The 24540-nt window shown below is 72.9% G+C and carries 24 protein-coding genes and 1 pseudogene; 16 read left to right on the top strand and 9 right to left on the bottom strand.

The features are described from left to right. The 3 genes and pseudogenes from Afe05nite_RS12695 to Afe05nite_RS12685 all read right to left on the bottom strand — a co-directional run. Positions 1-1666 (bottom strand): annotated as a pseudogene (locus Afe05nite_RS12695) (hypothetical protein); the annotation flags it as partial. Between the two features lie 49 nt (positions 1667-1715). Further along, positions 1716-2120: a TIGR03668 family PPOX class F420-dependent oxidoreductase gene (locus Afe05nite_RS12690; RefSeq protein WP_203817214.1), complete on the bottom strand. Its 405-nt coding sequence runs from the start codon at positions 2118-2120 to the stop codon at positions 1716-1718. Then, positions 2117-2947: an LLM class F420-dependent oxidoreductase gene (locus tag Afe05nite_RS12685; protein WP_203817213.1), complete on the bottom strand. Its 831-nt coding sequence runs from the start codon at positions 2945-2947 to the stop codon at positions 2117-2119. The genes Afe05nite_RS12690 and Afe05nite_RS12685 overlap by 4 nt, the downstream gene beginning before the upstream one ends. Positions 2948-3113: 166 nt before the next feature. Between Afe05nite_RS12685 and Afe05nite_RS12680 the strand changes: the two genes are divergently transcribed. Beyond that, the gene (locus Afe05nite_RS12680; protein ID WP_239117766.1) at positions 3114-4775 is read left to right on the top strand and encodes a hypothetical protein; all 1662 of its coding nucleotides are present in this window, start codon (positions 3114-3116) and stop codon (positions 4773-4775) included. A 46-nt stretch (positions 4776-4821) separates the two neighbouring features. Here Afe05nite_RS12680 and Afe05nite_RS12675 read toward each other — a convergent pair whose 3' ends face one another. Then, positions 4822-6288 carry a serine/threonine-protein kinase gene (locus Afe05nite_RS12675; protein WP_203817212.1) on the bottom strand — a complete coding sequence of 489 codons (1467 nt, stop codon included), beginning with the start codon at positions 6286-6288 and terminating at the stop codon, positions 4822-4824. A 68-nt stretch (positions 6289-6356) separates the two neighbouring features. Between Afe05nite_RS12675 and Afe05nite_RS12670 the strand changes: the two genes are divergently transcribed. The 4 genes from Afe05nite_RS12670 to Afe05nite_RS12655 all read left to right on the top strand — a co-directional run bounded on the left by Afe05nite_RS12670 (position 6357) and on the right by Afe05nite_RS12655 (position 9284). Beyond that, positions 6357-6851, top strand: coding sequence for a DUF1203 domain-containing protein (locus tag Afe05nite_RS12670; protein WP_203817211.1), 495 nt, complete (start codon positions 6357-6359; stop codon positions 6849-6851). Between the two features lie 26 nt (positions 6852-6877). Continuing rightward, positions 6878-7597, top strand: a complete 720-nt coding sequence (locus Afe05nite_RS12665; RefSeq protein WP_203817210.1) for a hypothetical protein — start codon at positions 6878-6880, stop codon at positions 7595-7597. A gap of 71 nt (positions 7598-7668) precedes the next feature. Next, a complete protein-coding gene (locus Afe05nite_RS12660) occupies positions 7669-8586 on the top strand; it encodes a maleylpyruvate isomerase mycothiol-dependent enzyme family protein (protein ID WP_203817209.1) in 918 nt (305 codons plus the stop codon). Continuing rightward, a complete protein-coding gene (locus tag Afe05nite_RS12655; protein WP_203817208.1) occupies positions 8583-9284 on the top strand; it encodes an RNA polymerase sigma factor in 702 nt (233 codons plus the stop codon). Before Afe05nite_RS12660 ends, Afe05nite_RS12655 begins: the two co-directional genes overlap by 4 nt. Here Afe05nite_RS12655 and Afe05nite_RS12650 read toward each other — a convergent pair. Continuing rightward, positions 9278-9679: an NIPSNAP family protein gene (locus tag Afe05nite_RS12650; RefSeq protein ID WP_203817207.1), complete on the bottom strand. Its 402-nt coding sequence runs from the start codon at positions 9677-9679 to the stop codon at positions 9278-9280. The two genes, Afe05nite_RS12655 and Afe05nite_RS12650, sit on opposite strands and share 7 nt — an antisense overlap. 47 nt (positions 9680-9726) lie before the next feature. Between Afe05nite_RS12650 and Afe05nite_RS12645 the strand changes: the two genes are divergently transcribed. The 7 genes from Afe05nite_RS12645 to Afe05nite_RS12615 all read left to right on the top strand — a co-directional run bounded on the left by Afe05nite_RS12645 (position 9727) and on the right by Afe05nite_RS12615 (position 16174). Continuing rightward, the gene (locus Afe05nite_RS12645; RefSeq protein WP_239117765.1) at positions 9727-10908 is read left to right on the top strand and encodes a hypothetical protein; all 1182 of its coding nucleotides are present in this window, start codon (positions 9727-9729) and stop codon (positions 10906-10908) included. A gap of 290 nt (positions 10909-11198) precedes the next feature. Continuing rightward, complete coding sequence (locus Afe05nite_RS12640; RefSeq protein ID WP_203817206.1) at positions 11199-11945, top strand: (2Fe-2S)-binding protein; 747 nt, start codon at positions 11199-11201, stop codon at positions 11943-11945. 353 nt (positions 11946-12298) lie between these two features. Further along, positions 12299-13480, top strand: a complete 1182-nt coding sequence (locus Afe05nite_RS12635) for a sensor histidine kinase (protein ID WP_203817205.1) — start codon at positions 12299-12301, stop codon at positions 13478-13480. After that, positions 13477-13941 (top strand): roadblock/LC7 domain-containing protein, encoded by a 465-nt coding sequence (locus Afe05nite_RS12630; RefSeq protein ID WP_203817204.1) that lies wholly within the window; start codon positions 13477-13479, stop codon positions 13939-13941. Before Afe05nite_RS12635 ends, Afe05nite_RS12630 begins: the two co-directional genes overlap by 4 nt. 11 nt (positions 13942-13952) lie before the next feature. After that, complete coding sequence (locus Afe05nite_RS12625) at positions 13953-14330, top strand: DUF742 domain-containing protein (protein WP_203817203.1); 378 nt, start codon at positions 13953-13955, stop codon at positions 14328-14330. A gap of 19 nt (positions 14331-14349) precedes the next feature. Next, a complete protein-coding gene (locus Afe05nite_RS12620; RefSeq protein WP_203817252.1) occupies positions 14350-14931 on the top strand; it encodes a GTP-binding protein in 582 nt (193 codons plus the stop codon). Further along, positions 14924-16174: a styrene monooxygenase/indole monooxygenase family protein gene (locus Afe05nite_RS12615; protein WP_203817202.1), complete on the top strand. Its 1251-nt coding sequence runs from the start codon at positions 14924-14926 to the stop codon at positions 16172-16174. Before Afe05nite_RS12620 ends, Afe05nite_RS12615 begins: the two co-directional genes overlap by 8 nt. Before the next feature lies 1 nt (position 16175). Here the strand turns inward: Afe05nite_RS12615 and Afe05nite_RS12610 are convergent, their stop codons facing one another. Next, positions 16176-16478: a hypothetical protein gene (locus Afe05nite_RS12610; protein WP_203817201.1), complete on the bottom strand. Its 303-nt coding sequence runs from the start codon at positions 16476-16478 to the stop codon at positions 16176-16178. Between the two features lie 174 nt (positions 16479-16652). Between Afe05nite_RS12610 and Afe05nite_RS12605 the strand changes: the two genes are divergently transcribed. From Afe05nite_RS12605 to Afe05nite_RS12590, 4 genes are read left to right on the top strand one after another with little or no spacing between them, the layout of a single operon-like run. Next, a complete protein-coding gene (locus tag Afe05nite_RS12605; protein ID WP_203817200.1) occupies positions 16653-17909 on the top strand; it encodes an ABC transporter substrate-binding protein in 1257 nt (418 codons plus the stop codon). Next, positions 17906-18850: a carbohydrate ABC transporter permease gene (locus Afe05nite_RS12600; protein ID WP_275407464.1), complete on the top strand. Its 945-nt coding sequence runs from the start codon at positions 17906-17908 to the stop codon at positions 18848-18850. The genes Afe05nite_RS12605 and Afe05nite_RS12600 overlap by 4 nt, the downstream gene beginning before the upstream one ends. After that, the gene (locus tag Afe05nite_RS12595) at positions 18850-19668 is read left to right on the top strand and encodes a carbohydrate ABC transporter permease (protein ID WP_203817199.1); all 819 of its coding nucleotides are present in this window, start codon (positions 18850-18852) and stop codon (positions 19666-19668) included. The genes Afe05nite_RS12600 and Afe05nite_RS12595 overlap by 1 nt, the downstream gene beginning before the upstream one ends. 10 nt (positions 19669-19678) lie before the next feature. Then, positions 19679-20890, top strand: a complete 1212-nt coding sequence (locus Afe05nite_RS12590) for an ABC transporter ATP-binding protein (protein ID WP_203817198.1) — start codon at positions 19679-19681, stop codon at positions 20888-20890. 598 nt (positions 20891-21488) lie between these two features. Here Afe05nite_RS12590 and Afe05nite_RS12585 read toward each other — a convergent pair. The 3 genes from Afe05nite_RS12585 to Afe05nite_RS12575 all read right to left on the bottom strand — a co-directional run bounded on the left by Afe05nite_RS12585 (position 21489) and on the right by Afe05nite_RS12575 (position 24444). Next, positions 21489-22088 carry a DUF4291 domain-containing protein gene (locus tag Afe05nite_RS12585; RefSeq protein WP_203817197.1) on the bottom strand — a complete coding sequence of 200 codons (600 nt, stop codon included), beginning with the start codon at positions 22086-22088 and terminating at the stop codon, positions 21489-21491. 128 nt (positions 22089-22216) lie between these two features. Next, positions 22217-24049: an anthranilate synthase family protein gene (locus Afe05nite_RS12580; RefSeq protein WP_203817196.1), complete on the bottom strand. Its 1833-nt coding sequence runs from the start codon at positions 24047-24049 to the stop codon at positions 22217-22219. A 164-nt stretch (positions 24050-24213) separates the two neighbouring features. Further along, positions 24214-24444 (bottom strand): hypothetical protein, encoded by a 231-nt coding sequence (locus Afe05nite_RS12575; RefSeq protein ID WP_203817195.1) that lies wholly within the window; start codon positions 24442-24444, stop codon positions 24214-24216. Positions 24445-24540 lie beyond the last annotated feature (96 nt).

The following is a 24540-nucleotide window of genomic DNA, read 5'->3' as shown; positions in this document are numbered from 1 at the left end:
GGGACAAGCCGGCCGCCCGGGACAAGCCGGCCGCCCGGGACAAGCCGGCCGCCCGGGACAAGCCGGCCGCCCGGGACGAGCCGGCCGCCCGCGCGGTCCGCGTCGCGGCCAGGGCCGCGGCCAGCGCGGCGGTGGCTACCGCCACGGCCCGGAGCCGACCGGCGGGGGAGAGGTCGAGGGCGGTGGACGCGGTCCAGGCGATCACCGGGACGGTCACGAGAGCGACGAACAGGCCGGCGTTGCTCAGGGCGGTGTGCCGACGGCCTCGGCTTGCCGCCCCGGCGCCGAGCAGAGCGACCACGACCAGCACAGCGGTCGCCGGAGCGGGCCGCCCGAACCCGGTGGCCACAGCGTGGGCCACCAGCAGAGCAGCGGGGCCGGCCAGCAGGACGGTGCGGGCGACCGACGAACCGGCGGGAGCGGCCTGCGGGGCGGCGGGAGCGGCCTGCTGGGTGGCGGGAGCGGCCTGCGGGGCGGCGGGGAGCGGGGCCGGGGTGGGCCGGCGGGTGGTGTGGAGCAGGGTTGCGGCCACCACGAGCAGGTCGAACAAGGGGGCGGTCCACCACGGCAGGTGCAGGGCGGAGGGCAGGGCCAGGGCCAGGGCGGCGGCGCCGGTCAGCAGGGAGACGGGGCGCAGGCGGGGTGGGCCGGTGGCGAAGAGGGCGGCCGTGGTCAGGGCCAGGGCGGCCAGGAGGCGCCAGCTCGTGGCGGGGACGGTCGCGGTCCAGGCGGTGTGGAAGGGGTCGACGGTGGTGAGGGTGCGGACGGCGGTGCCGAGAGCTGGGGTGAAAGCGGCCAGGGAAGCCAGCGTGGCCAGAACATGGGCGAGCGGGGCCAGGCGGGTGCGGCGGGCGACCGGGTCGGGCGGGGCCGGGGCCAGGTGGGTGCGGGGGCCGGCCAGGCGGGGGACGGCCAGGTTCAGGGCGGCCAGGAGGCCGAAGGTGAGGGTCCAGCCGGCCGGGCCCGGGGTGGCCGGGGCGACCAGCAGGGGCAGGGCGGGCTGGGCGGCCAGCAGGGCGGCGTGGCGCGGGGCGGTCAGGCCGGTCCAGCGGGCGTACGCGGTGGCTGCGGCGGCGGTGAGGGCGAAGACGGTGCCGGCGAAGCGGGCGGGGCCGGTGGTGGAGAGGTTCAGCAGGTTCACGTACCAGGCGGCGTAGCCGTCGAGCAGGAGCAGCAGCACTCCGACGGCGGCCACGGTCTCGGCGGCGGCCCGCAGGTGCCGGCGCACGGCCAGGGGCGGGATCGCCAGCGCGGTCAGGGTGAACAGGGCGAGGATCGTGGCGCGGCCGGTGACGCCGAACTGCGACCAGGCGACGGCGGTGAAGACCACGGCGGCCACGGCCAGCAGGAGCCCGCCGAGCAGGAACAAGATGTTCTGGACGGCGCGTGACGAGGTCTCCGGCTCGGATTTCGGCCGATCGGGGCGCTGCCCGGACCGTACCCTCTCGGCCGCGAGATTGCGCCTCTCGAAAGCGTGACCGAGCCGCGTCTCCAGCTCGCTCACCGCCCGCCGGGCGGTGGCGAGTTGCGGCATCAGCTCGGCGATCTCGGCGTCGGTGCGGATCACTTCGATCGCGTCGGCGTCCGGAGCCCGGCCGCAGGCCGGGCATCCGGCCCCGGCCGACGCCGTGGCGTGGCAGTGCGGGCAGGGGTAGGTCGTGGTCACGTGCTCGATCCTGGTCGGCGGCGAGGCCTGCGGGATTGAGCCCGGGTACTCACTCGTGCCGGTCGGACACCCAGGCGGTCCAGCGCCGGACGGTGATCGTCAGGTAGGGGCCGGCCGGCGGCTCGGCGCGGTACTGCGGGTATTTCGCGACCAGGGCCGCGGCGCCGCTGTCCGACCGGTCGGAGACGACGGCCGTCCCGTCGGCCCGGACCCACCACAGTCGCGACCAGTCGCCGTCGTCGTAGTGGTCGGCCAGGACCGAGACGGTCGGGTTCCCGGCGATGTTGGCCAGCCGCCGCAACCGGCGGGTGCGCTTGGGCTTCGCGTCGACGGCGGTGTGGATGACCTCGCCGACCACCGCGAACACGATCGGGACGAGGTGCGGCGCGCCGTCCGGGCCGACGGTCGCGAGCCGCGCCACCCGGGCCGAGGCGAACCGCTCCCCCGGGGTCACCGCCCGATCAGCTCCCCGATCGCCCGCTCCCACTTCTCCAGCGCCGGCTCGACCAGGCTCCACGGCCCGGACGGCAGCCACGACGAGGCCCGGTGCACGCCCGCCTTGGCGAGCTGCTCGAGCACCTTGGGGTCGGGCGGCACGCTGAGCACCTGCACCTGGAGGTAGCGGTCGGCGCGCGAGCGCAGCTCACCGATGCGCTCGAGCAGATCGGCGTCGTCCCACTGCGGGAACCACCCGTCGCCGTAGTCGAGCACCCGGTCGAGAACCGTCGGCCCGCCGCCCCCGACGAGGATCGGCGGCCACGGCTTCTGCGCCGGCTTGGGCCACGACCAGATCCGGTCGAAGTCGACGAACCGCCCGTGGAAGGTGGCCTCGTCGGCCGTCCAGATCTCCCGCATCGCCTTGACCCGTTCGCCGAGCAGGGCCAGCCGGGTGCGCGGGTCGGTGCCGTGGTTGGCCATCTCCTCGCGGTTCCAGCCGGAGCCGATGCCGAACTCGAACCGTCCGCCGCTGAGGTGGTCGACGCTCGCGACCTCCTTGGCGGTGGTGATCGGGTCGCGCTCGACGACCAGGCACACGCCGGAGCCGACGCGCAGCCGGCTGGTCGCCTCGGCGGCCGCGGTCAGCGCCACGAACAGGTCGTAGGTGTGCCAGTACTTCTGGGGCAGCTCACGCCCGCCGCCCCAGGGCGTGCGCCGGTCGGCCGGGATGTGCGTGTGCTCGGCGAAGAAGAGCGCGTCCTGCCCGCGTTCCTCCACCCGGCGGGCGATCTCACCGGGCCGTACGCCGTCGTGGGTGGGGAAGTAGCCGACGCCGAATTCCATGACCGCAAGCGTATCGCCGCCGCGCGGAGATTCTCGGCTGAGGTAACACCGGGGGAGATGCCAGCAAGATCACAGCGACTGCCGTTACCCTCAGCAACGTTTCGGGGCGGCGCCACGTGCCGTCGATCGGTACTGTCCGCCGGGACTCGATCGGAAGGCATCCGCAGTGAGCACGCTCGAGGTCGACCGGCCGGTGCCGACCCGCAGAAGCAGGCCGTGGGGCCTGATCGTGGCGGGGGTGGTGGCCCTCGCCGCCGCCGGGCTCGCCGGGCTGGCCGCACTCAACGGCGACGTGACCTACGCCCTCGGCGGCCTGGAGACCGCCGGCCGGGGCGGCGTCAGCGTCTGGGACGTCTTCGTCGCCCGGCCGGTCGCCTACCGCCTGATGCTCGGCTCGCTCGACCTCACCGGCAGCCTCGACATGGCGTTCACCCACCGGCTGATCCGCGCCGAGGCCGACCTGGTGATCGTGGCCGTGGCGGTGCTGCTCCACTTCGGGCTGCGGCGCCATCTGGCCGGGCCGGTCGCGGCCGGCATCGCGGCCGCCACCGGGGCCACCCTGCTGATCGCCCCGCCGTGGCACTTCCTCGAGCCCGACTGGATGGCCGCGCTGGCCGCCGTCGTCGCGGTCGGCGCCGGGCTGGCCCCCCGCCGGCACTGGCTCGGCGCGCTGCTCGGCGGCCTCGCCGCGGTGCTCGTCGTGGCGGTCAAGCTGGCCACCGCGCCGATCGCGCTGATCGCGCTGATCGCCATCGCGGTGCTGAGCCGGCGGCGCGCGGTGTGGGTCGCGGTCGCGACCGGGGTGCTGGCCGTCGTCTGGTACGCCACCACCAAGCACTTCCTGCCGTGGGAGTGGATCTGGCTCAAGGACCAGGCCGACCTGGTCGCCGACTCGCCGATCCACCACGGCCTGCGCCTGCGGGACTTCCGGGAGCTGGCGCACGGGCTCGGCGACGCCACTGTGCTCAGTCCGGTCATCGCGGTCGCGCCGGCCGCCTTCGCGGCCCTCGTGCACCGCCTGCCGACGACGAGACAACGACTGCTGGGCGCGGCGGTCGCGGTGGTCGCGTCGGGTCTTTCGGTCGCTTCGGCGTACGGGCAGGCCGAGTTCTACATGTACCACTACGCGATCGTGCCGGTGCTGGCCGCCGCCGTGTGGGGGGCCGCGTTCGCGCTCTGCCCGGGGGCCCGGCTGCCCCTGGTCGTGTCCACCGTGGCCCTCGCCGTGCTCAGTTTCGTGGCGCTGCGCCAGCCGGCCGGTCGCCGGCTGGCCCACTACGAGCTGGTGGAGAACGCCTACCTGCTGGCCGCCGTGGGCACCGCGGTGATCGTCTGGACGGTCTCGACGCGATCGGTGCCGTGGCCGGTCGGCTCGGTCGCGCTGACCCTCGCGCTCGTGCCGCCGGTGCTGCTCGGCGCCCCGTACTCGTTCAGCACGTACGACTACAAGATCTCCGCGGCCACGCCCAACCCGTCCGGCTACGCCGCGGTCAGCGAGCGGATCGGCCGCGACACCCCGGTGCTCTACCTGTCGTTCGGCGCCGTCAACCATGCCATGGGCAACCCGACGAGCTGCCGCTATCCGTCGCCGCAGTGGCTGCAGCGGGGCACCAAGATCGCCAGTGTGCGGGAGTACCGGAGCTATGCCGACAACCTGGCCTGCCTCACCCAGGACAGCCAGGCCCGCTACCTGATCGTGCAGACCGACTGGTTCAAGCTCGACAAGGCCCCGGCCGACGTGAAGGAGCTGCTCGACGCCCGCTTCGACTGCTCACCGGCGGCCCGCCTGCCGAGAACCGGCAACCTCGTCGTCTGCCCGGCCCGCTGACTCCCGGCCCGCTGACTCCCGGCCCGCTGACTCCGGATCCGGCCGGTCAGCCGAACACCGAGCCGGTGGTCTCGCCGCCCGGCCGGGTGGCGAGGCAGTGCAGCAGCCAATCCTGGCCGGGCAGCCGGATCGGCCACACGTCGGGCGTGAAACCCCGGCCCGCCACCGCCGTGCCGCCCCGCGAGGCGAGCAGTCCCGGCGAGCAGACGGCGGCGATCACCGGCTGCGTCCGGAGTTCGTCCGGGCGAACCTCGAGCGCACCGTCGGGAAGCGGGATCGCGGCGTAGGTCTGGTAGAAGTGCGGCCGGTCGCAGGCGACCCGCTCCGGTGGTTGCGCCCGGCCGCTGATCGCGGTGAGCCCGCCCCAGCAGATCGGCTCGGCCGGGCAGAAAGCCGGCCCGCACCGCTCGAAGCCGGCCGGCACGGAAGCCGCCTCGGATCGCGCGGGCGCTGTGCCGGATTTCCCGGCTGCTGTGCCGGGTTGCGCGGGCGCTGCGCCGGTGGGTTGGTGGCCGCTGTCGCGGCTGACGGCCCAACCCGCGACGCCCGCGCCGGCCAGCGCGACCACCGCCACCGCGGCAAGCAGGACCCGGCCCCGGCGCGGCGTCCGCGCGGCCGCACCGGGTCCGGCCGGGGCGCCGGGTGCGGGCGGGGCGCCGGGTGCGGGAGCGGTGCCGGGTGCGGGAGCGGTGCCGGGCGGGGCGTCGGCGGCGGCGCGGGCCGCCGCGGCGAGGGCGGCGGCGGACGGCCAGCGGTGGGCGGGGTCGGTGGCGAGGGCCTTCTCGAGTACGGCGAGGACGGCGGCGGGCAACGTGATGCCGATCGTGCGGGGTGCCGCCCGCAGGCGCTGGAGCGCGACCGCGTACGGATTGTCGCCGTCGAACGGCTTCTGCCCGGCCAGGCACTCGTACGCGGTCAAGCCCAGCGAGTAGACGTCGCTGCGCTCCGTGGCGGGCCGGCCCAGCACCTGCTCCGGGGACAGGTAACTGGGCGTACCCAGAATCGCCCCCGACGCCGTCAGCCGGCTCGCGTCGGCGCGCCGGGCGATGCCGAAGTCGGTGATCACGACCGAGTCGTCGCCGCGCAGCAGCAGGTTCGCCGGTTTCAGGTCGCGGTGCACGATGCCCTGGTCGTGCACGGCCTGCAGGCCGTCCGCGGCCAGCGCGACCAGCCGCATCGCCGCCGCCGGCGAGATCCGGCCGTCCCGGGCGAGGCGCTGGGCGAGCGACTCGCCGTCGACGAACTCCATCACCAGGTAGGTCAGCTCGTGGCTGCGCCCGAAGTCGTGCACCGACGCCACGGCCGGGTGGTTGACCCGGGCCATCGCGGTCGCCTCGGCGTGGAACCGGCGCGCGAAGTCGGGGTCGTCGGCCACGCCGGGGAGCATCACCTTGACCGCGACCGTACGCCCCAGCACCTCGTCGGCCGCCCGCCACACCTCGCCCATGCCGCCGGCGCCGACCCGGGCCTCGAGCCGGTACCGGTCGCCGAGCCGAACCCCTGCTCCCAGCACGCGCGACAGCCTAGTGCCGCGACCGATTCCCGCCAGCTTCCGGCCCTGATCGCGGCCAGGATCGAGGGATGGAATTCGTGGTCTCACCGATCTCCGCCGACTGGCTCTCGACCGTGCGCCGCAGCGGCGTCGACGACTCCGGCCGGTGCTACGACACGTTCACCGCCGCCGAGGCAGGCGCCCCCCTGCGCTGCTGCCTGCGTGATGCCGCCGCCGGGGAACGGCTCGCGCTGGTCGCCTACCGGCCGGGCGGGACGGCCGGCGCGTACCGCGAGATCGGCCCGGTCTTCGTGCACGCCGACCCCTGCGCCGGTTATCGCCGGCCCGGCGCCTACCCGGCCGGGTTCCGGGGCCGGCGTCAGGTGCTGCGCGCCTATGACCGGGACGGCCGCATCGCCGACGCGATCCTGGCCGAGGGCGGCGACGCGGAGGCCGGGATCGAGCGGCTTCTCGGCCGGCCCGAGGTGGCCGTCCTGCACAGCCGCAACGTGCTGTACGGCTGTTACATGTTCGCGATCGGCCCGGCGGTACGCCCGACTGAGCAGCAGTACGCGCAAGGGTGACCGCACCTCTTATGCTCGGGCGCACCATGACCGACGTCTCCTTCGCGCACCGGCGGGCCACCCTCGCGGCGTTCGGCCTCGTCGCCCGCGGCCGGCACCTCTTCCTGCCCGCGGCCGGCCTGCTGGCCGTCCTGCTCATGCTGCTGACCCGGTGGTTCTGGTGGGTGGCGGGCGGGACGATGGCGGTGCTCACGGTCGGGCTCTACGGGCTGTCGGTGGTGGCGATCCTGCTCTACCACCCCCGTGAGCTGTGCGCCCGGCCGGCGCTGGGCGCCTTCGAGGCGCCGCTCAACCCCAACCGGGCACTGCTCGCGGGGGCGTTCACCTTCATGGGTACGACCGTGCTGGTCCTCCAGCCAGGGGCGCAGTCGCAGGTGGCCCGGGTTGTCGCGCTCGTCGTGCTGGCGGTGGTGACCGCCGGCCTGTGGTACCTCGGGTGGCGCTGGAACGGCGTACGCCTCACGGCCGGCGGTCTGACCGACCACCAGCCCTTCGGGTCCCTGTTCGTGCCGTGGGCGGCGTTCGCCGGGCACGACCCGGCCGTGCCGATCGGCCGCAACCAGCTCGCCCTCTACTTCGACCGGCCCGAGCTGGTGGTCCGCCGCGGATACCGGCCCGGCAGCACGCATTACCTGACCGCCGGGGCGGACGCCGATCTGCTCGCCCGGGTCATCGCGGAATACGTCGCCGAACCGGCGCGGCGGGCCGCGATCGGCAGCGAGACGGAATTGCGCCGCGTTCTCTGACCCCGGTCCCCGAACCGACTGTCCGAAACCAGCCTGACCTTTCCCGGGCCGATGCGTATTGTCGTCGGCCTATGGCCGGGCATCCCGACGACGTGCTCGAGGCGTACGCGTTCGGCGACTGTGCCGATCCGTCCGTCGCTGCGCACGTGGACTCTTGCGAGCCGTGCCGGGCACTGGTCGCGACGGCCGCGCGGGTGGCCGGCTGGGTCGGCCCGTCGCACCCCGGGCACCCCCCGGCCCACCTGCGGGCACGGGTCGTCGCGGCGGCGAGATCGGTGCGGGCGCCGTCCGATTCCCCGGCGCTCGACGCGTACGCGGCCGAGGTCGCCTCGCTCGGCGTCCTGCTCGACGGATTGTCGCCGGCCGATTGGCGCACGCCGATCTTCGACGGCCGTACCGTGGCGGCGATCGTGTCGCACCTGGCTTCCAACGACGCCCGGGTCTGCGCCGAACTGGGCGCCGCCGGCACCTTCTCCGACGATTGGCGGACCCAGTCGGATCGACTGCTGCGAATCGTCGGGAGTCGCGGTGATCTGCTCGGGCATCCGGTCCGGCTGGCCGGGCACACATCGTTGCGGCGGCCGTTGCGGGAGGCGCTGACCCAGCGCGCTTTCGAGACCTGGGTCCACCACGGCGACGTACGCGCGGCGGTCTCGCTGCCGGCGGTGGTGCCCGCGCCCGTACATCTGGCACAGATCCTCGATTTCGGTCTGTCGCTTCTGCCCGCCGCGATGGATGCCGCCGGACGCGGGCGCCCGGGTTCGTCGATCTCGCTGCTCCTCGAGGGACCGGGCGGTGGCTCGTGTTCCGTCGACCTGTCCGCCTCCGGCGGCGGACGTGGTCTCGCGCGGGTGCGCCTGCCGGCCGAGCTCTTCGGGCGCCTGCTGGCCGGGCGGGTGGCCGTCCCGGTGCCGGGCGCGGCCGTCGACGGCGACCGGGCCGCCGCGTTCGACCTGCTCTCCGTCGCCGCCACGCTGGGATGCGAGTGAGCGTGCCGGTCCACGCCGACGACGTGCGGCTGCGCGCCCTGCTGGTCGCCGCCGACGAGAACGCCCTGATCGAGGCGTTCGACCGGCACGCGCCGGCGGCCTACGCGCTCGCCGCCCGCATCACCGGCGACCCCGCCCACGCCGAGGACGCCGTGCAGGAGGCGTTCGTCGAACTGTGGCGCCACCCCGAACGGTTCGATCCCCGGATCGGCCCGATGCGCAGCTGGCTGTGCGTCCTGGCCCGCCGCCGGGCCATCGACCTGCTGCGCCGCCGGCCGGTCCGCCGGGCCTACCGGACCGGGCTCGCCGGATCCGCCCCGGCTCGTTCTGCCCCGGCTCGTTCTGCCCCGGCCGGCTCTGCGCCGGCTCGTTCTGCCCCGGCTGGATCTGCCCCGGCTCGTTCTGCCCCGGCTGTCTCTCCCCCGGCCGGGCTGGTTCCGGTTGGGCCGATCGGGCCGGTTCCGGTGGGGGCGGAGGGTGCGGGCGACGTGCCGGGCGCGGCTCAGGCGGCGGCGGTGCGTGCTTGCGTGCGGGATCTGCCCCCGCTCTGCGCCGACGTGATCGCCCTGGCCTACTACTACGGTCTGTCCCACCGGCAGGTAGCCGTCGAACTCGGCGTCTCCGAGGACACCGCGAGGTCCGGCCTGCGCAACGGCCTGCGCCTGCTGGCCGAGCGCATGACCGCCGCCGGTTACTGACCCGCCGGCCGGTGGTCCGCCGGCCTCGGCTCTGGGTCCGCCGGTCTCGGCCCTGGGTCCGCCGGTTCGAGGGCCGCCGGCCTGGGGTCGGCCGGGAGCAGGGGCCGCATGAAGGTTCGCTCGTACCGCAGGACGCACCCGGACTCGTCCCGGATCCGGTCGGCCGCCACGAACTCGGGGTCGCTACCGAAGAGCTTGCGGTACTCCTCGTAGGCCGCCAGGCTCGGGAAGCTGAACAGGGCCTCGGCCTTGTCGCTGGCGCCCTCGGCGGGCAGGAAGTAGCCGTGGTGGACGCCGCCGTGCGCGGCCACCAGCCGCATCCACTCGCCGGCAAAGGCTTCGAAAGCCGCGATCTGCCCCGGGTCGATGGTGTAGTGGACCACGCAGGTAATCATGGCGCCACCGTAGGGCGGTTTGATCGGGTGTGCTCGAAGGGGAGCCGATGATTCTTCACGGGGTTGCCGGGCGGGTGGAGCTGGCCGGGCGAGCCGGGTGGGCCGGGTGGGCGGGGCGGGCCGTGCTTGCCGGGCTGGCCGCCGTCGCCGCGGTGCCGATGCCGGCGCTCGCCGAGGTGCCACGGGCGGCGCTGAGCGCGGTGCCGATGGCGGTGCCCGCCGCGCCGGTGGCGGTGTGCACGGTCAAGGACAAGCGGCTCACCGAGCTGTCCGGGCTGGCCGCCACCGCGACCGGGTTCGTCGCGGTCAACGACGGTGCCGACGAGGCCTCGCACCGCAAGATCTTCTACCTCGACCAGAAGTGCCGGGTCGTCCGGGCGGTGTCCTACCCGTCCCGTCCTCGCGACACGGAGGACCTGGGACTCGCGGCCGACGGGACACTGTGGGTCGCCGACATCGGTGACAACGGGTCCACCCGCGAGACGGTCGGCCTGTGGCGGCTGACGGCGGGCGCGAAGAAGCCGCAACTGTTCCGCCTCACCTATCCCGACGGCGCGCACAACGCGGAAGCACTGCTGGTCACCCGGGCCGGCACGCCGATCGTCGTGACCAAGTCGATCGGCGCGGCGTCCGTCTACCTGCCGGTCGGTGACCTCACGGCGGGCGGGACCACGGCGCTGCGGGCGGCCGGCTCGGTCACCGTGCCGGTGACCGGCACCAGCAACCCCTTCGGCCTGCCGGGCCGGCTGGTGATCACCGGGGGAGCGGTCAGCCCGGACGGGCAACATGTGGTCCTGCGGACGTACGCCGACGCCTTCGAGTACGCCGTCACGGGCGACGACGTGGTCGGCGCTCTCACGAAGGGCACGCCGACCCGGATCGCCCTCCCGGACGAACCGCAGGGCGAGTCGATCAGCTACACGGTGGACGGCACCGCTCTGCTCACGGTCTCGGAGGAGGAGAACGGCGAGCCGGCCGAGATCCGGCGGTACGCCCTCCCCGCCCGTCCCGCCGTGACCCCGTCCTCACCCGCCGCCGACCCCGCCGTCGACCCGGCCACCGCGCCGGCCACGCAGGCCGCTCCGCAGGCCGCCCCGTCATCCGCGAAGCCGGCCCCCCGGGCGGCCGCGCGCGACGGCGGAGTCCCGGCCGGCCTGCTGGTCACCGGCGGGGTCCTGCTGCTGGCCGCCACGGCCCTCGGCGCGCTGCTCGTTCGCCGCCGCCGCTAGCCCGCCGGCCGCGGCGCGGGCCCGGGTGGTCGGCCGGGGAGCTTGGGCGGGCGCCTGTCCTGCCCGGCCGAACTCAGGCCCCGGCCGAGGTTTTCTGTCGTACCCGGGTGGCAGCATCGGAGCATGCCCTCGCGGTGGGAGACGGCGAGGGCTCCGGCGGGTCAGCGTGCGGCGGGTCAGGGTGCGGCGGGTCAGGGTGCGGCGGGTCAGGGTGCGGCGGGTCAGGGTGCGGCGGTGCGGCGGGTCGACCGCACGCCGACCGCGACGGTGTCCACACGGCTTCGGGGGGTATGAGTGGTGGCGTGAGTGCCGACCATCCGCTTGCCGCCGTGCTCGCCGCGCTGCGTTCGATCTTCGGCACCGCCGACCGGCTGCCCGGGGTCACGCCCGGCCTGCTGGTGCACGACGCCGCGGGGTGGACGCCGGCCGCCCGGCTGGCCGGTGATCTGCTGCCGGTGCTGCTGGCGCGGGCGGAACGGCGCTGGCGGGCGCAGCCGCATGTGGCGGCCTCGCTCGCCTGGAAGGCGTACACCTACTGGCTGACGCTGCCGGCGGTGCTCGGCTTCGCGGTGGCCCGCCGGGTGCCGCTGCTGACCGGCGACGCCGTGCTCGTGCGCTTCGACGACCCGCGGACGCTGGTCACGCTGGGGGTGCGGGCCGACGTGGCGGTGGCGGTGCTACCCGGGGACCCGTTCGCCGGGCGGCCCGGCGTCGAGGTGGTGGCCGGGGCCGGGGAACTGCTGGCGGCGCTGCGCCGGTCCCTGCTCGACGAGCATCTGATGCCGTTGCTCGACGCGCTGCAGGTGACCCGGATCGGGCGGCGGGTGCTGCTGGGGTCGCTGGCGTCCGCGATGGCGTACGGGCTGACGCGCACCCCCGAGCCGGCCGGCCCGGTGCTGGCGGCCCTGGGCCTGGGCGGGCTCGTCGAGATCGTGCCGCCGGGAGTGGTGCAGCGGCGGACGTGCTGCCTCGCGTTCACGCTCGCCCAGCCGAAGCTCTGCACCGACTGCTGTCTGCCGGCCCGCGCCTGTCAGTGAACCGACATTTTTTACCACTCCCGGATGTGCTCGAACGTCACCTTGAGTGACGATGTTTGTCAATTCGAGTGACGCGGGCGGCGGGCGGGGAGCGATGCCGGCCGCGGCGGCGAGCCGGCAACCGGCCGGGGTGCGGGTCGTTCCGCCCGGCCCGGCCGAGCCGGCCGAGCCGGCGGCGCAGTGTACGGGGCCCGCCGAGCGCCCGTCACTATCCGCATACGGTGATGGCTGTCGATGTTGCCTCGTCCGGGTGCCATCGGTCCGATGTGATCGATCGCTGTGGAACTATGGCCGTGCGCCGGTCGATCCGTTCCCGTGCGCGGATGTCGATCGGACTCTAGGGAGACCGAATCTTGAGCTGGTGGAGCTGGCGACGGCGCCGGGCCGAGCCGATCCCGCCGACCGTCGAGGAACCGACCGCGACCGCGGTGGCGGCGGCCGAGGTCGCCCACGTCGGACCGATCGTCTCGCCCGACCCCTGGCGGCCGCTGGCCGGCGAGTTCGCGTTGCGCCTGTTGACGCTGACCTGGGAAGCGGTGCATCACGTCGGCCGCGCCGAGGAGGCCGAGCGCGACCCGGAGCGGCAGGCGCTGCTGTTCCGCATCGACCACACCATCACCCGCACCCGCCGGCTCGCGGAGAACCTGCGGGTGCTGACCGGCGAGCCGGTGGAGGACCCGGCCGACCGGCAGGCGATCTCGCTGTACGACGTCGCGCGGGCGGCCGGCTCCTCGGCCGAGCACTACGAGCGGCTGTCGTTCGGGCCGATCGTGGACCTCGCGGTGGCCGCGGACGCCGCCGACGACACGATCCGGGTGCTCACCGAGTTGATCGACAACGCCGACCGCTACTCGCCGCCGGACCAGCCGGTGAGCGTGGCGGCGCACCTCACCGGCGACGGGGAGGTGCTGGTGCGGGTGGAGGACTCCGGCATCGGCGTCCCGGCCGAGCGGCTCGAGTCGCTCAACTACCTGCTGTCCAAGCATTCCCAGCTGCGGGACGCCGACATCCAGCCGTCCCGGGTGGGGCTGCCGGTGGTGGCGGTGCTCACCCGCAGGCACCCGGGCCTGCAGGCGCGGCTGACGCCCCGCAGCACCGGCGGCACGGTGGCGATGCTGCGGATCGGCGCCGACCTGGTGTGCGAGATCCCGGGCACACTGCCCGGTCAAGATCAAGGTCCGGCGACGGGTACGGGCGGGAGCGCCCTGCCGATTCCGCGGCAGGCCTCGTCCGCCCGTTTCGACCCCGACCGGACGGCCGTCCTGCCGATCGCGATCCCGATGGCGCTCGGCAGCCGGCACACCTCGGCGACCACCGATCCGGGGCCGACGGCCGGCAGCCCGGCCGCCGTCGAGGCGCCGCCGCTGCCCCGCCGCACCCCCGGCAGCATCCGCGTGGCCGAACCGCAGACCCCGGTCACCCCGCCGGCCGCCTACCGGACCACCTGGCACGACGACGCCGAGGCGTTCAACGCCGGGGTCGACGCGGCCAACCGTGACACGCTCACCTCCTCCCGCAAAGGACCCGGCGCATGACGCAGCACGGCTCCCTGACAGGCGACCCGCTGGGCCGCGTGAACTGGCTGATCGACCGGCTGATGAAGGAGGTGCCGACGATCCGGTACGCGGTGCTGATCTCCGCCGACGGCCTGCATCTCGCGACGGCGGGTGAGCTCGACCGGGACCGCGCCGAGTCGGCGGCCGCGCTGACCGCCGGCTTCCTGTCGATCACCCGGCAGTTCGGCGGCGTGTTCGGGCTCGGCCCGGCCCCGGAGAACCTGACCATGCGCTACCCGGGCGGCCACCTCGCGTTCCTGCGCATCGACGACGCGGCCGGCGAGTTCGCGGCGGCGCTGATCGTGGCGGGCACGCCGCAGACGCAGATCTCCGCGCTGGGCTACGCGATGTCGGCGTTCAGCGCCGCCGTCGGGCACGCGCTGACCCCGGAGATCCGGCACGGCCTGCACCGGCAGACCCTGCCCACACCGGCGTACTGACGGGCGGACCGATGGCCACACATCCCGGGTACGCCCGGCACTGGAAGGTCCGGCCGTACATGCGGGCCGCCTCCGGTCGCGTCGGCACCGGCCGGCGCCCGCTGCTGATCCACACGCTCGTCTCGACGGGCGGGCGGTTCGACCCGATGCTGGCGGCGACGCTGGCCCCGGCCACGCGCCGGCTCTACGAGGCCGCGCGGACCATGTGTTCGGTCGCCGAGTTGTCCGCGCACTGCGGTCTCTCGCTCGGCGTGACCCGGGTGCTGGTCAGCGACCTGCTCAAGACCAACGAGCTGATCCTGCACGACGACCGACCCACCGATGTCCGCCCGTCCAACGACGTCGCACTTCTGGAGAGACTTCGTGCCGGCCTCCGCAAGCTCACCTGACGTGGCAAACCAGCGGTCGATGACCTCGGCCAAGATCGTCATCGCGGGCGGGTTCGGCGTCGGCAAGACCACGGCGGTCGGAGCCATCTCGGAGATCCCGCCGATCCGGACGGAGTCGTGGATGACCGCGGCCGCCACCCAGATCGACAAGCTCGACCCCGGAACCGAGAAGACGACCACGACCGTGGCCATGGACTTCGGCCGGGTGACCGTCGACGATTCCCTTGTGCTCTACCTTTTCGGCACGCCGGGCCAGCCCCGGTTCTGGCCGATGTGGGACGACCTGGTGCGGGGCGCGGTCGGCGCGCTCGTGCTGGTCGACACGCGCAATCTCGAGTCGTCGTTCCCGGCCGTCAACTATTTCGAGAACGACGCCCAGGTGCCCTGGCTGGTCTGCGTGAACCTGTTCGACGGGGTCACCCTGCACAGACTGGCCGACGTGCGGGCGGCGCTGTCGTTGCCGGCGCACATCCCGTTGATCGCCACCGATGTCCGGCACCGCCGCAACGTCGCCCAGGCCCTGCTGGCCGTGGTCGACCACGCGTACGCGAAGGCCGCCCCCGGGCCGGACAGCAGCTATCAGGAGGTCCAATTTGCGTAGGATCCTCATCGTCGGCGCCGGTCAGGCCGGCCTCCAGCTCGGGCTCAGCCTGCACGCCGAGGGCTACGACGTGACGATCATGTCGGCGCGCACCCCGGAGGAGATCCGGTCCGGCTGGCCGACCAGCACCCAGGCCATGTTCGACCTCGCCCTCAACACCGAGCGGGCCTACCAGCTCAACCACTGGGAGGATCGGGCGCCGCGGATCCAGGGTCTGCACGTGGCGTTGTCGGCGCCGCCCGGCGAACTGGCCCTGGAGGTGCTGGCCCGGCTCGACCGGCCGGGTCAGTCCACCGACCAGCGCCTGAAGATGGCCCGCTGGCTGGAGGACGCCGAGAACGCCGGCCTCGAGGTGCTCTACCAGACGGTGTCGACGCAGGACCTGGACGAGCTGACCGCGCTGGGCCGGTACGACCTGACGATCGTCGCGGCCGGCAAGGGCGACCTGGTGGCCGCGTTCGACCGCGATCCGCAACGGTCCCCGAACACCGTCCCGCAGCGGGGCCTGGCGGTGGCGTACGTCAACGGTCTCGCGCCGGACCCGAAATGGCCGGAACCGCACGTCGGTTTCCACGCCCTTCCCGGGCTGGGGGAACTGTTCGTCATTCCCGCCCTGACCGGCACCGGGCCCTGCGACATCCTGTTCTGGGAGGCCGTGCCGGGCGGGCCGCTCGACGCCTGGGCGGGCGTCCATCACCGGATGGACCCCGCGCAGCACCTGCGCATCACGCTCGACCTGATCCGGCAGTACCTGCCGTGGGTGCACGACCGGGCCGGCGCGGTCGAGCTGACCGACGCCCGCGCGACCCTGCACGGCCGCTACACCCCCACGGTCCGCCGGCCGGTCGCCCAGCTGCCCGGCGGGGGTCTCGCGTTCGGCCTGGCCGATGTCGTGGTCGCCAACGACCCGCTCACCGGGCAGGGCAGCAACACCGCCGCCAAGGCCGCCTACCACTACCTGCGGGCCATCCTGCAGCGCGGCGACCAGCCGTTCGACGAACAGTGGATGACCGGGGTGTTCGAGTCGTTCTGGACCTCGCACGGCCAGGCCGTCACGGCGTGGACCAACGCGTTCCTGGCACCGCTGCCCCCGCACGTGCAGCAGGCCCTCGGTGCGGCGGCGGGCAACGACGTGGTCGCCCGCCGCTTCGCGAACGGCTTCAGCGACCCGAACGACTTCTTCGACTGGCTCATGGAACCGGAGAAGTCGGCGGTCTACCTGGCCGAGGCCGGCGCGATCTGACTCAGGACGGGCGGGGAAGGTCGCGGGTGTCGGAGTCGGCGTCGGCGACGATCTGCTCCGCCACGTGCCGGAGCTGACCGGCGTCCGGGTTGAAGCCGTCCGCGATGTCGTGGTGCAGGCCCGACTTGGTCCGCTCCAGCAGGGTCTCCGCCACCTGGTCGACACTTTCCCCGGAGTACGTGTGCCGGGTCTTGTCGTTGGCCGCCCGCAGGGCCGACGTGAGCTGTTCCTCGAGTGGTCCGCGCAGCTTCTCCTCGACCCCGTTGAGGTGCTCCGGGTCCAGCGTGACCTGGGGTTCCGACATGTTTTCCCCTCCCATTGAGACGCCCGACGCAGATACCCAACCCCGCCCCGCGGCCAAACGCGTCAGCCGGCCGGATCGCGGCGGCGCGTTTCTGGTTTGTTCCGGCGCCGCGCGGGGCAGGAGTGCACTGGCTGTCGAAGTGATGAAGATCACTTCCGGTCGAGTGGAGGGTCAATGGCGACACGAACACGCAGGGTGGCCGCGGCCGTCGCCGCGCTCGCCCTGGCCGCACCCCTTGCGGCCTGCGGATCCGACGAGGGCGGTACGCCCGTCCTGAACTTCTACAACTCCCCGGTCCAGAACATGCAGACGGTGGTCGACCGCTGCAACGCCGAGGCCGCGGGCAAGTACAAGATCGTCTACCAGGTGCTGCCGCGTACCGCCGACGACCAGCGGGTCCAGATGGTCCGCCGGCTCGCCGCCGAGGACGACAGCATGGACATCCTCGGCATGGACGTCACCTGGACCCAGGAGTTCGCCAGCGCCGACTGGATCCGGGAGTTCACCGGCGACATCAAGGCCGAGGTCGAGAACGGGACGCTGCAACCGGCGCTCGCCTCCGCCCAGTACGAGGGCAAGCTCTACGCCGCGCCCAACAACACGAACGTGCAGCTGCTCTGGTACCGCAAGGATCTCGTCCCCACGCCGCCCCGGACGTGGGACGAGATGATCCGGATGTCCCAGGAACTCAAGTCGCAGGGCAAGCCCTACCAGATCATGACGATGGGCGCCCAGTACGAGGGTCTCGTCGTCCTCTTCAACAGCCTCGTCGCCAGTGCCGGCGGGCACGTCGTCGACGACGCCGGCAAGAAGGCCGTGATGGACGCGGGCACGGTCCAGGCCCTGGAGGTCCTGAGGAACTTCGCGACCGCCGGTGTGACCAGCCCGTCGTTCTCCAACGCGATCGAGGACGACGTGCGGCGCGCGTTCCAGGACGGCGGCGGCGCGTTCCAGCTGAACTGGCCGTACGTGTGGGCCTCGATGCAGGAGGACGCGCCCGACATGGCGGCCAAGGTCGGCTGGGCCACCTACCCGGCGATCGACGCGAACACGCCGAGCCGGACCACCATCGGCGGATCGGAGCAGGCGGTCAGCGCGTACAGCAAGCATCCTGATCTTGCCTTCGACGCGATCCGCTGCCTGCGCGGGCCGGCGAGCCAGAAGTATCTCGCGATCAACTCCGGGCAGGCCCCGTCGATCGAGGCGGTCTACGCCGAACCGGAGATGGCGAAGGCCTACCCGATGCGCGAGACGCTGCTCGAGGAACTGAAGACGTCGGCGCCCCGGCCGCGCACACCCGCCTACCAGAACCTCTCCACGGTGGTCGCCGCCGAGCTCTCCCCGCTGTCGTCGGTCCAGCCGCAGCGCACGGCGGACTCGCTCCGCTCGTCGATCCAGGCGGCCATCGACTCGAAGGGGGTGCTGCCGTGAGCGTGCAGGAGAAGGTGCGGATCCCCGCGCGGCGTTCGCCGAGGACCAAGGCCGTGCTCAGCGAGGGCAAGCGGCAGGAACGCCGGCTCGGCTGGCTGCTGTGCGCCCCGGCGGCGATCGTGATGGTCGCGGTGACCGCCTACCCGATCATCTACTCGGTCTGGCTGTCCCTGCAGCGCTACGACCTCAAGTTCCCCGACCAGAAGGAGTTCGTCGGCCTGGCCAACTACGCCACCGTGCTGTCGAACGGCTACTGGTGGAGCGCGTTCGGGGTCACCGCCCTGATCACCGTCATCTCGGTCACGGCCGAGCTGGTGCTCGGCATGGGCCTCGCCCTGATCATGCACAAGACCGTCGTCGGTCGCGGTCTGGTGCGCACTTCCGCACTCATTCCGTACGGGATCGTCACGGTCGTCGCCGCGTTCTCGTGGCGGTACGCGTGGACCCCGGGAACCGGTTACCTGGCCAACCTCGTGACCCCCGACGGCGCCCCGCTCACCGAACGCGCCGGCGCCCTGGCCATCATCGTGCTCGCCGAGATCTGGAAGACCACCCCGTTCATGGCGCTGCTCCTGATGGCCGGCCTCGCCCTGGTGCCGGACGACCTGCTCAAGGCCGCCTCGATGGACGGCGCGAGCTGGTGGCAGCGGTTCACCAAGGTGATGCTGCCGGTGATGAAACCGGCCGTCCTGGTCGCCCTGCTGTTCCGCACGCTCGACGCGTTCCGCGTCTTCGACAACATCTACGTGCTCACCGCCGGCGCCAACGAGACGTCGTCGGTGTCGATGATCGCCTACAACAACCTGATGAAGGGGCTGAACCTCGGCATCGGCTCGACGATGTCGGTGCTCATCTTCCTCACCGTCGCGATCATCGCGTTCATCTTCGTGAAGCTGTTCGGCACGGCGGCTCCCGGCAGCGACGACGGAACGAGGCGGTAATGGGCGCGAAATTCCGCTGGGGCGTGCTCGACGCCGTGGTCGTCGTGTTCGCGCTGATCCCGGTCCTGTGGATCGTCTCGCTGTCGTTCAAGACGACCGCGACGCTCACCGACGGCAACTTCATCCCACGCGAGTGGACCTGGGAGAACTACCGGACGATCTTCCAGACCGACCAGTTCGTCCGGGCGCTGGTCAACTCGATAGGCATCGCCCTGATCTCGACGCTGATCGCGGTGGTCCTCGGGACGATGGCCGCGTACGCGATCAGCCGCCTCGACTTCCCCGGCAAGAAGGCGCTCGTCGGGGTGTCCCTGCTGATCGCGATGTTCCCGCAGGTGTCGCTGGTGTCGCCGCTGTTCGACATCGAGCGCAACACCGGACTGTTCGACACCTGGCCCGGCCTCATCCTCCCGTACATCACCTTCGCCCTGCCCCTGGCGATCTACACGCTGTCGGCGTTCTTCAAGCAGATCCCCTGGGATCTGGAGAAGGCCGCCAAGATGGACGGCGCCACCCAGGGGGAGGCGTTCCGCAAGGTGATCGCGCCGCTCGCCGCGCCCGGCGTCTTCACCACCGCCATCCTCGTCTTCATCTTCTGCTGGAACGACTTCCTGTTCGCCATCTCGCTGACCTCGACCGAACGGTCCCGCACGGTCCCGGTCGCGTTGTCCTTCTTCACCGGTGCGTCGCAGTTCGAGGACCCCACCGGTGCGATCTCCGCGGCCGCCGTGGTGATCACCATCCCGATCATCCTGTTCGTGCTGTTCTTCCAGAGGCGCATCGTCGCGGGCCTCACCTCCGGCGCCGTGAAAGGTTAGGCGGTTTGCAATGGCGGACATCGTTCTCGACAAGGTCAGCAAGAAGTACCCGGACGGCACCGTCGCCGTGCACGACGTCGACCTGGAGATCGCCGACGGCGAGTTCATCATCCTGGTCGGGCCGTCGGGCTGCGGGAAATCCACCACCCTCAACATGATCGCGGGCCTCGAGGACATCAGTTCCGGGGAGTTGCGCATCGGCGGCGAACGGGTCAACGACCGGGCGCCCAAGGACCGCGACATCGCGATGGTGTTCCAGTCCTACGCCCTCTACCCGAACATGACGGTGCGCGAGAACATGGCCTTCCCGCTGCGCCTGGCCAAGATGGATCGCAAGGTCGTCGACGAGAAGGTCGGCGAGGCCGCCCGCGTGCTCGAACTCACCGACTATCTCGACCGCCGGCCGGCCAACCTCTCCGGCGGCCAGCGTCAGCGGGTGGCGATGGGCCGGGCGATCGTCCGCAGCCCCAAGGCGTTCCTGATGGACGAGCCGCTGTCCAACCTCGACGCCAAACTGCGGGTCCAGATGCGTACGCAGGTGTCGCGCCTGCAGAAACAGCTGGGCACCACGACCGTCTACGTCACCCATGACCAGACCGAGGCGATGACCCTCGGCGACCGGGTGGTCGTCATGCGCGGCGGCTACATCCAGCAGGTGGGCGATCCGCAGACCCTCTACGACCAGCCCCGCAACCTGTTCGTGGCCGGCTTCATCGGTTCCCCGGCGATGAACTTCCTGCCCGCCGAGGCCGAGGAGAGCCTGCTGCGGACCCCGCTGGGCGACCTGCCGCTGACCGACCGCCTCCGCGCGTCGCTGGCCCGCACCGGGCCGGCCGGCGGCGCCCGCCAGCTGATCGTCGGCGTCCGCCCGGAACACTTCGAGGACGCCGCCCTGGTCGAGGACTCGCAACGCCCCAAGGGCTTCGAGTTCACCGCCCCCGTCGACCTGGTCGAGTCGATGGGCTCCGACAAGTACGTCTATTTCACCGTCGAGGGGCAGCGCGCCTCGGCGGCCGACCTGGAAGACCTGGCCGCCGACGCCGGCGGCGCCGACCTGCCCCCGCAGGACAGCCTGGTGACCCGCCTGTCCGCGGAGTCACGCGTACGCGGCGGCGCCGACGCCAAGGTCTGGATGAACCTCGACAAACTCCACCTGTTCGACCCCTCCGACGGCCGCAACATCACCCTGACCGAGGACAAGCCCGGAGCCCACGCCGACTGACCCCCACCCGGCACCCGCCCGTCCTCCCCCTTGCGGGCGGGTGCCCCCTTCCGGTCTGGCCCTTCGTCTCCCCCTGCCGGTCCCACCCCCGGGCGCCCCGTCCGAGGTCGGCCCGGGGTGCACCCTCCCCGAGGTCGGTCCGGGGGCGACCCCTGCTCGAAGTCGGCCCAGGGCGCACCCTCCCTGAAGCCGGCCCAGGGCGCCCCTTCCCGGAGGTCGTGCCGCCGCGGACAAATAGCCTATGGCGGATATCTCAGGAGAAGGTGCTGACGGTGGGCGCGTGACAGACAGCAAAGTGGACCCGGCGGCGGCCGTAGGGGGTCTCCGGCGGGTGGGAGCCGCAGATCCACGGCAGGTCGGCGAGGGCGGGGGACGAGAAACTGAGATCGCCGCGTGGCGGCGATCGGACGAGCCGATCGCGGCCTGGACAACGATCAAGCACCCCGGGCCGGCGAAATGACCGGAACCGGCGGTCCCACCCGGGGTCGGCGACCTCGCCCGTGACCCGCGACCTCACTTGTGGACGGTGGACGGTGGAGGGGGCGGGGATCGGGGCAGTGGACCGGAGGGCGGGCCGACGTCGGGCGAGAAGGTCTGGTCAAGCGGTGGCGCCGAGCCGATCGGCGAGGGCGGGCGGAAGGGGGTAGGGGCGTTCCGCGGGGAGCAGGTCGGTGGCGGCGGCGAGGTTGCCGGCGGCGACGTGGGTGTGAATGGTGCGGGCCAGGCCGGTGACGTCGGTGAGGCGGACCGTCCACTCGTCGACGTAGCGGGCGACGGCGTCGGCGGACAGGCCGACCTGTACCGAGCGGTGCGGCAAGGGGGCCAGTCGCAGGGAGCGTTCGGGGTCCCACTGCACCCGCACCGGGCTCGTTCGTACCGCCCGCGACCAGGTGTCGCGGTCGGGGTAGCGGTCGCGGTCGAAGTGGCTCAGGGCGGCGTTCGCCAGGGCCCACTCGAAGCCGTCGCGGCGGATCTCGACGGCCAGCACGTGTTCCTGGCCGGGCTTGGTGGCCCAGCCGCAGCGGTACATCATCCAGCGGAACGACGGCTTGATCCAGGTCATGCGTTCGCGGCGGAACGGTGCCACGAAACGGCCGGCGGCCAGCGCGGGGCGGGCGATCGCCGGAGAATACGCCTGGTAGACCGTGATGGTGTGGTCGGTGTAGGAGGCGCGTACCTGTCGGAGCGGGGTGTGCACGCACCGATGATGAACGCCGCCGGGGGAGCGTCGCACCCGGTTATCCGCGCCGGGAAGCCGCCTCGGGACGGGGGCCGGTGGTCCAAGCGGAGGCTCTCGATCCCCTTGAACCACCGGCTGACAGATTGCTACCCGTTCGTGGCCGGACTAACCACGCCGGACATCAATGGCGGAAGAAGTTCCGCGAGGATCGCCACGCCGTCCCGGCTGAGCACCGATTCGGGGTGGAACTGCACGCCGGCGAAGCCGTTGCCGCGCAGGGCGTGCACCGTGTCGTCGTGCGGGTCGCGGGCGATCTCGACCGGGCCGTGCGGGGAGACGAGCAGGTCGGCGGGGGCGACGGCGGCGAAGCTCGAGTAGAAGCCGACGCGGCGGGGTGTGCCGAAGAGGTCCACGTCGCGGGCCAAGCCCTGGTAGGGGGCGTCGCGGCGGTGCAGGGCCAGACCGAGGAGTACGGCCAGGATCTCGTGGCCCAGGCAGACGCCCAGGGTGGGCGTGCCGGCGGCGAGCAGGCCGGCGGTCAGGTCGCGCATCGCGGTCATCTTGGGGTCGCTGAGCTCGGCCGGGTCGCCGGGACCGGGTCCGACCACGACCAGGTCGGCAGCGGGGCCGGAACCGGCGGGGGAGATGCCGGCCACGGCGGCCTGCCACGGCAGCACCGTCACCGCCAGGCCGAGGGCTTTGAGCTGGTGGGCGAGCATCGCGGTGAACGTGTCCTCGCCGTCGACGATCAGTGCGCTCCGGCCGGTCAGGGCCGGGACGGTCAGGGCGCCGGGGGCGCGGGAGTCGAGCCAGAACCGCGCGAGGTCGTTGTTGCGGGCGGCCAGTGCGGCGCGTACCTGCGGGGTCTCGGCCTGGGGGCGTACGCGAGGAGCGGCGGAAGCGGACGCACCCAGCGCGGCCAGGATCCCCGCCGCCTTGGTGTGGGTCTCGGCCACCTCGCCGGCCGCCGTCGAGTGCCGCACCAGGGTCGCGCCGACCGGGACCCGCAGGGTGCCGTCGGCGGCGATCTCGGCCGACCGGATCAGGATGGGCGCGTCGAGCGTCTGCCGCCCCTCGTCGTCGTGGCCGAGCAGCGCGAGGACGCCGGCGTAGTAGCCGCGGCCGCGCCGTTCGTGCCGGGCGATCACCCGGCAGGCGTTCTCGATCGGGCTGCCGGTGACGGTCGGCGCGAACATCGTCCGGCGCAGCACCTCCCGCACGTCGAGGGAGCCCCGCCCGGCCAGGAGATACTCGGTGTGGGTGAGATGCGACATCTGCTTGAGGTACGGGCCGGCCACCTGCCCGCCGTGCTCGGCGACCGCGGCCATCATCTTGAGCTCCTCGTCGAGCACCATGTAGAGCTCCTCGATCTCCTTGGGGTCGCGCAGGAAGTCGAGCAGTTCGCCGGAGCCGTGCCGGAAGGTCCCGCTGATCGGGTTCATCATGGTGATCCCGTCGGCGACGCTGACGTGCCGTTCGGGGGTCGCGCCGACGATCGTCCGGCTGCCGGTGTGCACCAGGAACGTCCAGTAGGCGCCCTGTTCGTGGGCCAGCAGCCGGCCGAAGGCGGCGCGTGCCGCCGCGACCGGGTCGCCCTCGACGGTGGCTTCGAAGACCCGGTGGATGACGAAGTTGGCGCCCTCGCCGTGGCCGATCTCGTCGCGCAGCACGGTTTCGACGATCTCCCCGTACTCCTCGTCGGACAGATCGAAGGCGCCGCCGCCGACCGTCAGGTGCCCGGCCGGGAAACGGTCCCGGGGCTCGGTGCGGATCGAGGTGACGAGCAGGCATTCGAGCGGGGCGCCGTCGTCGACGCAGGCGAAACCGCGTTCGGCGATCTGGCGGTAGGGGATCAGCGCGAGCGTGGGCAGCGACTCGCGGATCGGGATGTCGGCGAGTGTCGCGACGGTGCGCACGTCGCCGGTGAGCACCTCGACGTGGTCGGCGCCGTCGCGGTGGAGCAGGGCGAAAGGTTGCATGACGTGTCCTCCTGCGGTGAGCCGCTCCGAGGAAGACCATGCGAAGAGCGGCCGCCTCGGGAGGCGGCCGCGTGGTTGGTTACGCGCGGGTGGGTGTGGCCGCCGGTCGGGCGGGCCACCACATGCTCAAGCGCGCGTTCATGGCGCCGAGCATAGGGGCCGGTTCACCGGAACGCCAGGCTCACCGCGTGGCGCGCCCAGCGCATCCGGTCGGGAGCGCAGTCGGGGTGCTCGCCGAACTCCTGGGCGACCAGCTCGGCGCAGCGGGCCTCGCCGATCCGGACGACGGTGTCGGAGACGGCGGCCCGGATGATCTCGGGGGACGGCCGCTGGGAGCGTTGCACGTGGGACAGGAACAGGGCGTCGGTTCGTACCGCGTCGAGCACTGCGTTCATCGGGGCTCCTCCTGCCGGGCTGGTCGGCGGTGGATGGTCGTGGTCACCAGGACACCGGGTCGGGGATGCAGCTTCGATGCGGTCGGGTTGCGGCTT

This window comes from Paractinoplanes ferrugineus (assembly GCF_016862195.1).
GTDB classification, from domain to species: domain Bacteria; phylum Actinomycetota; class Actinomycetes; order Mycobacteriales; family Micromonosporaceae; genus Actinoplanes; species Actinoplanes ferrugineus.
This window is presented reverse-complemented; position numbering and strand designations above follow the sequence as displayed.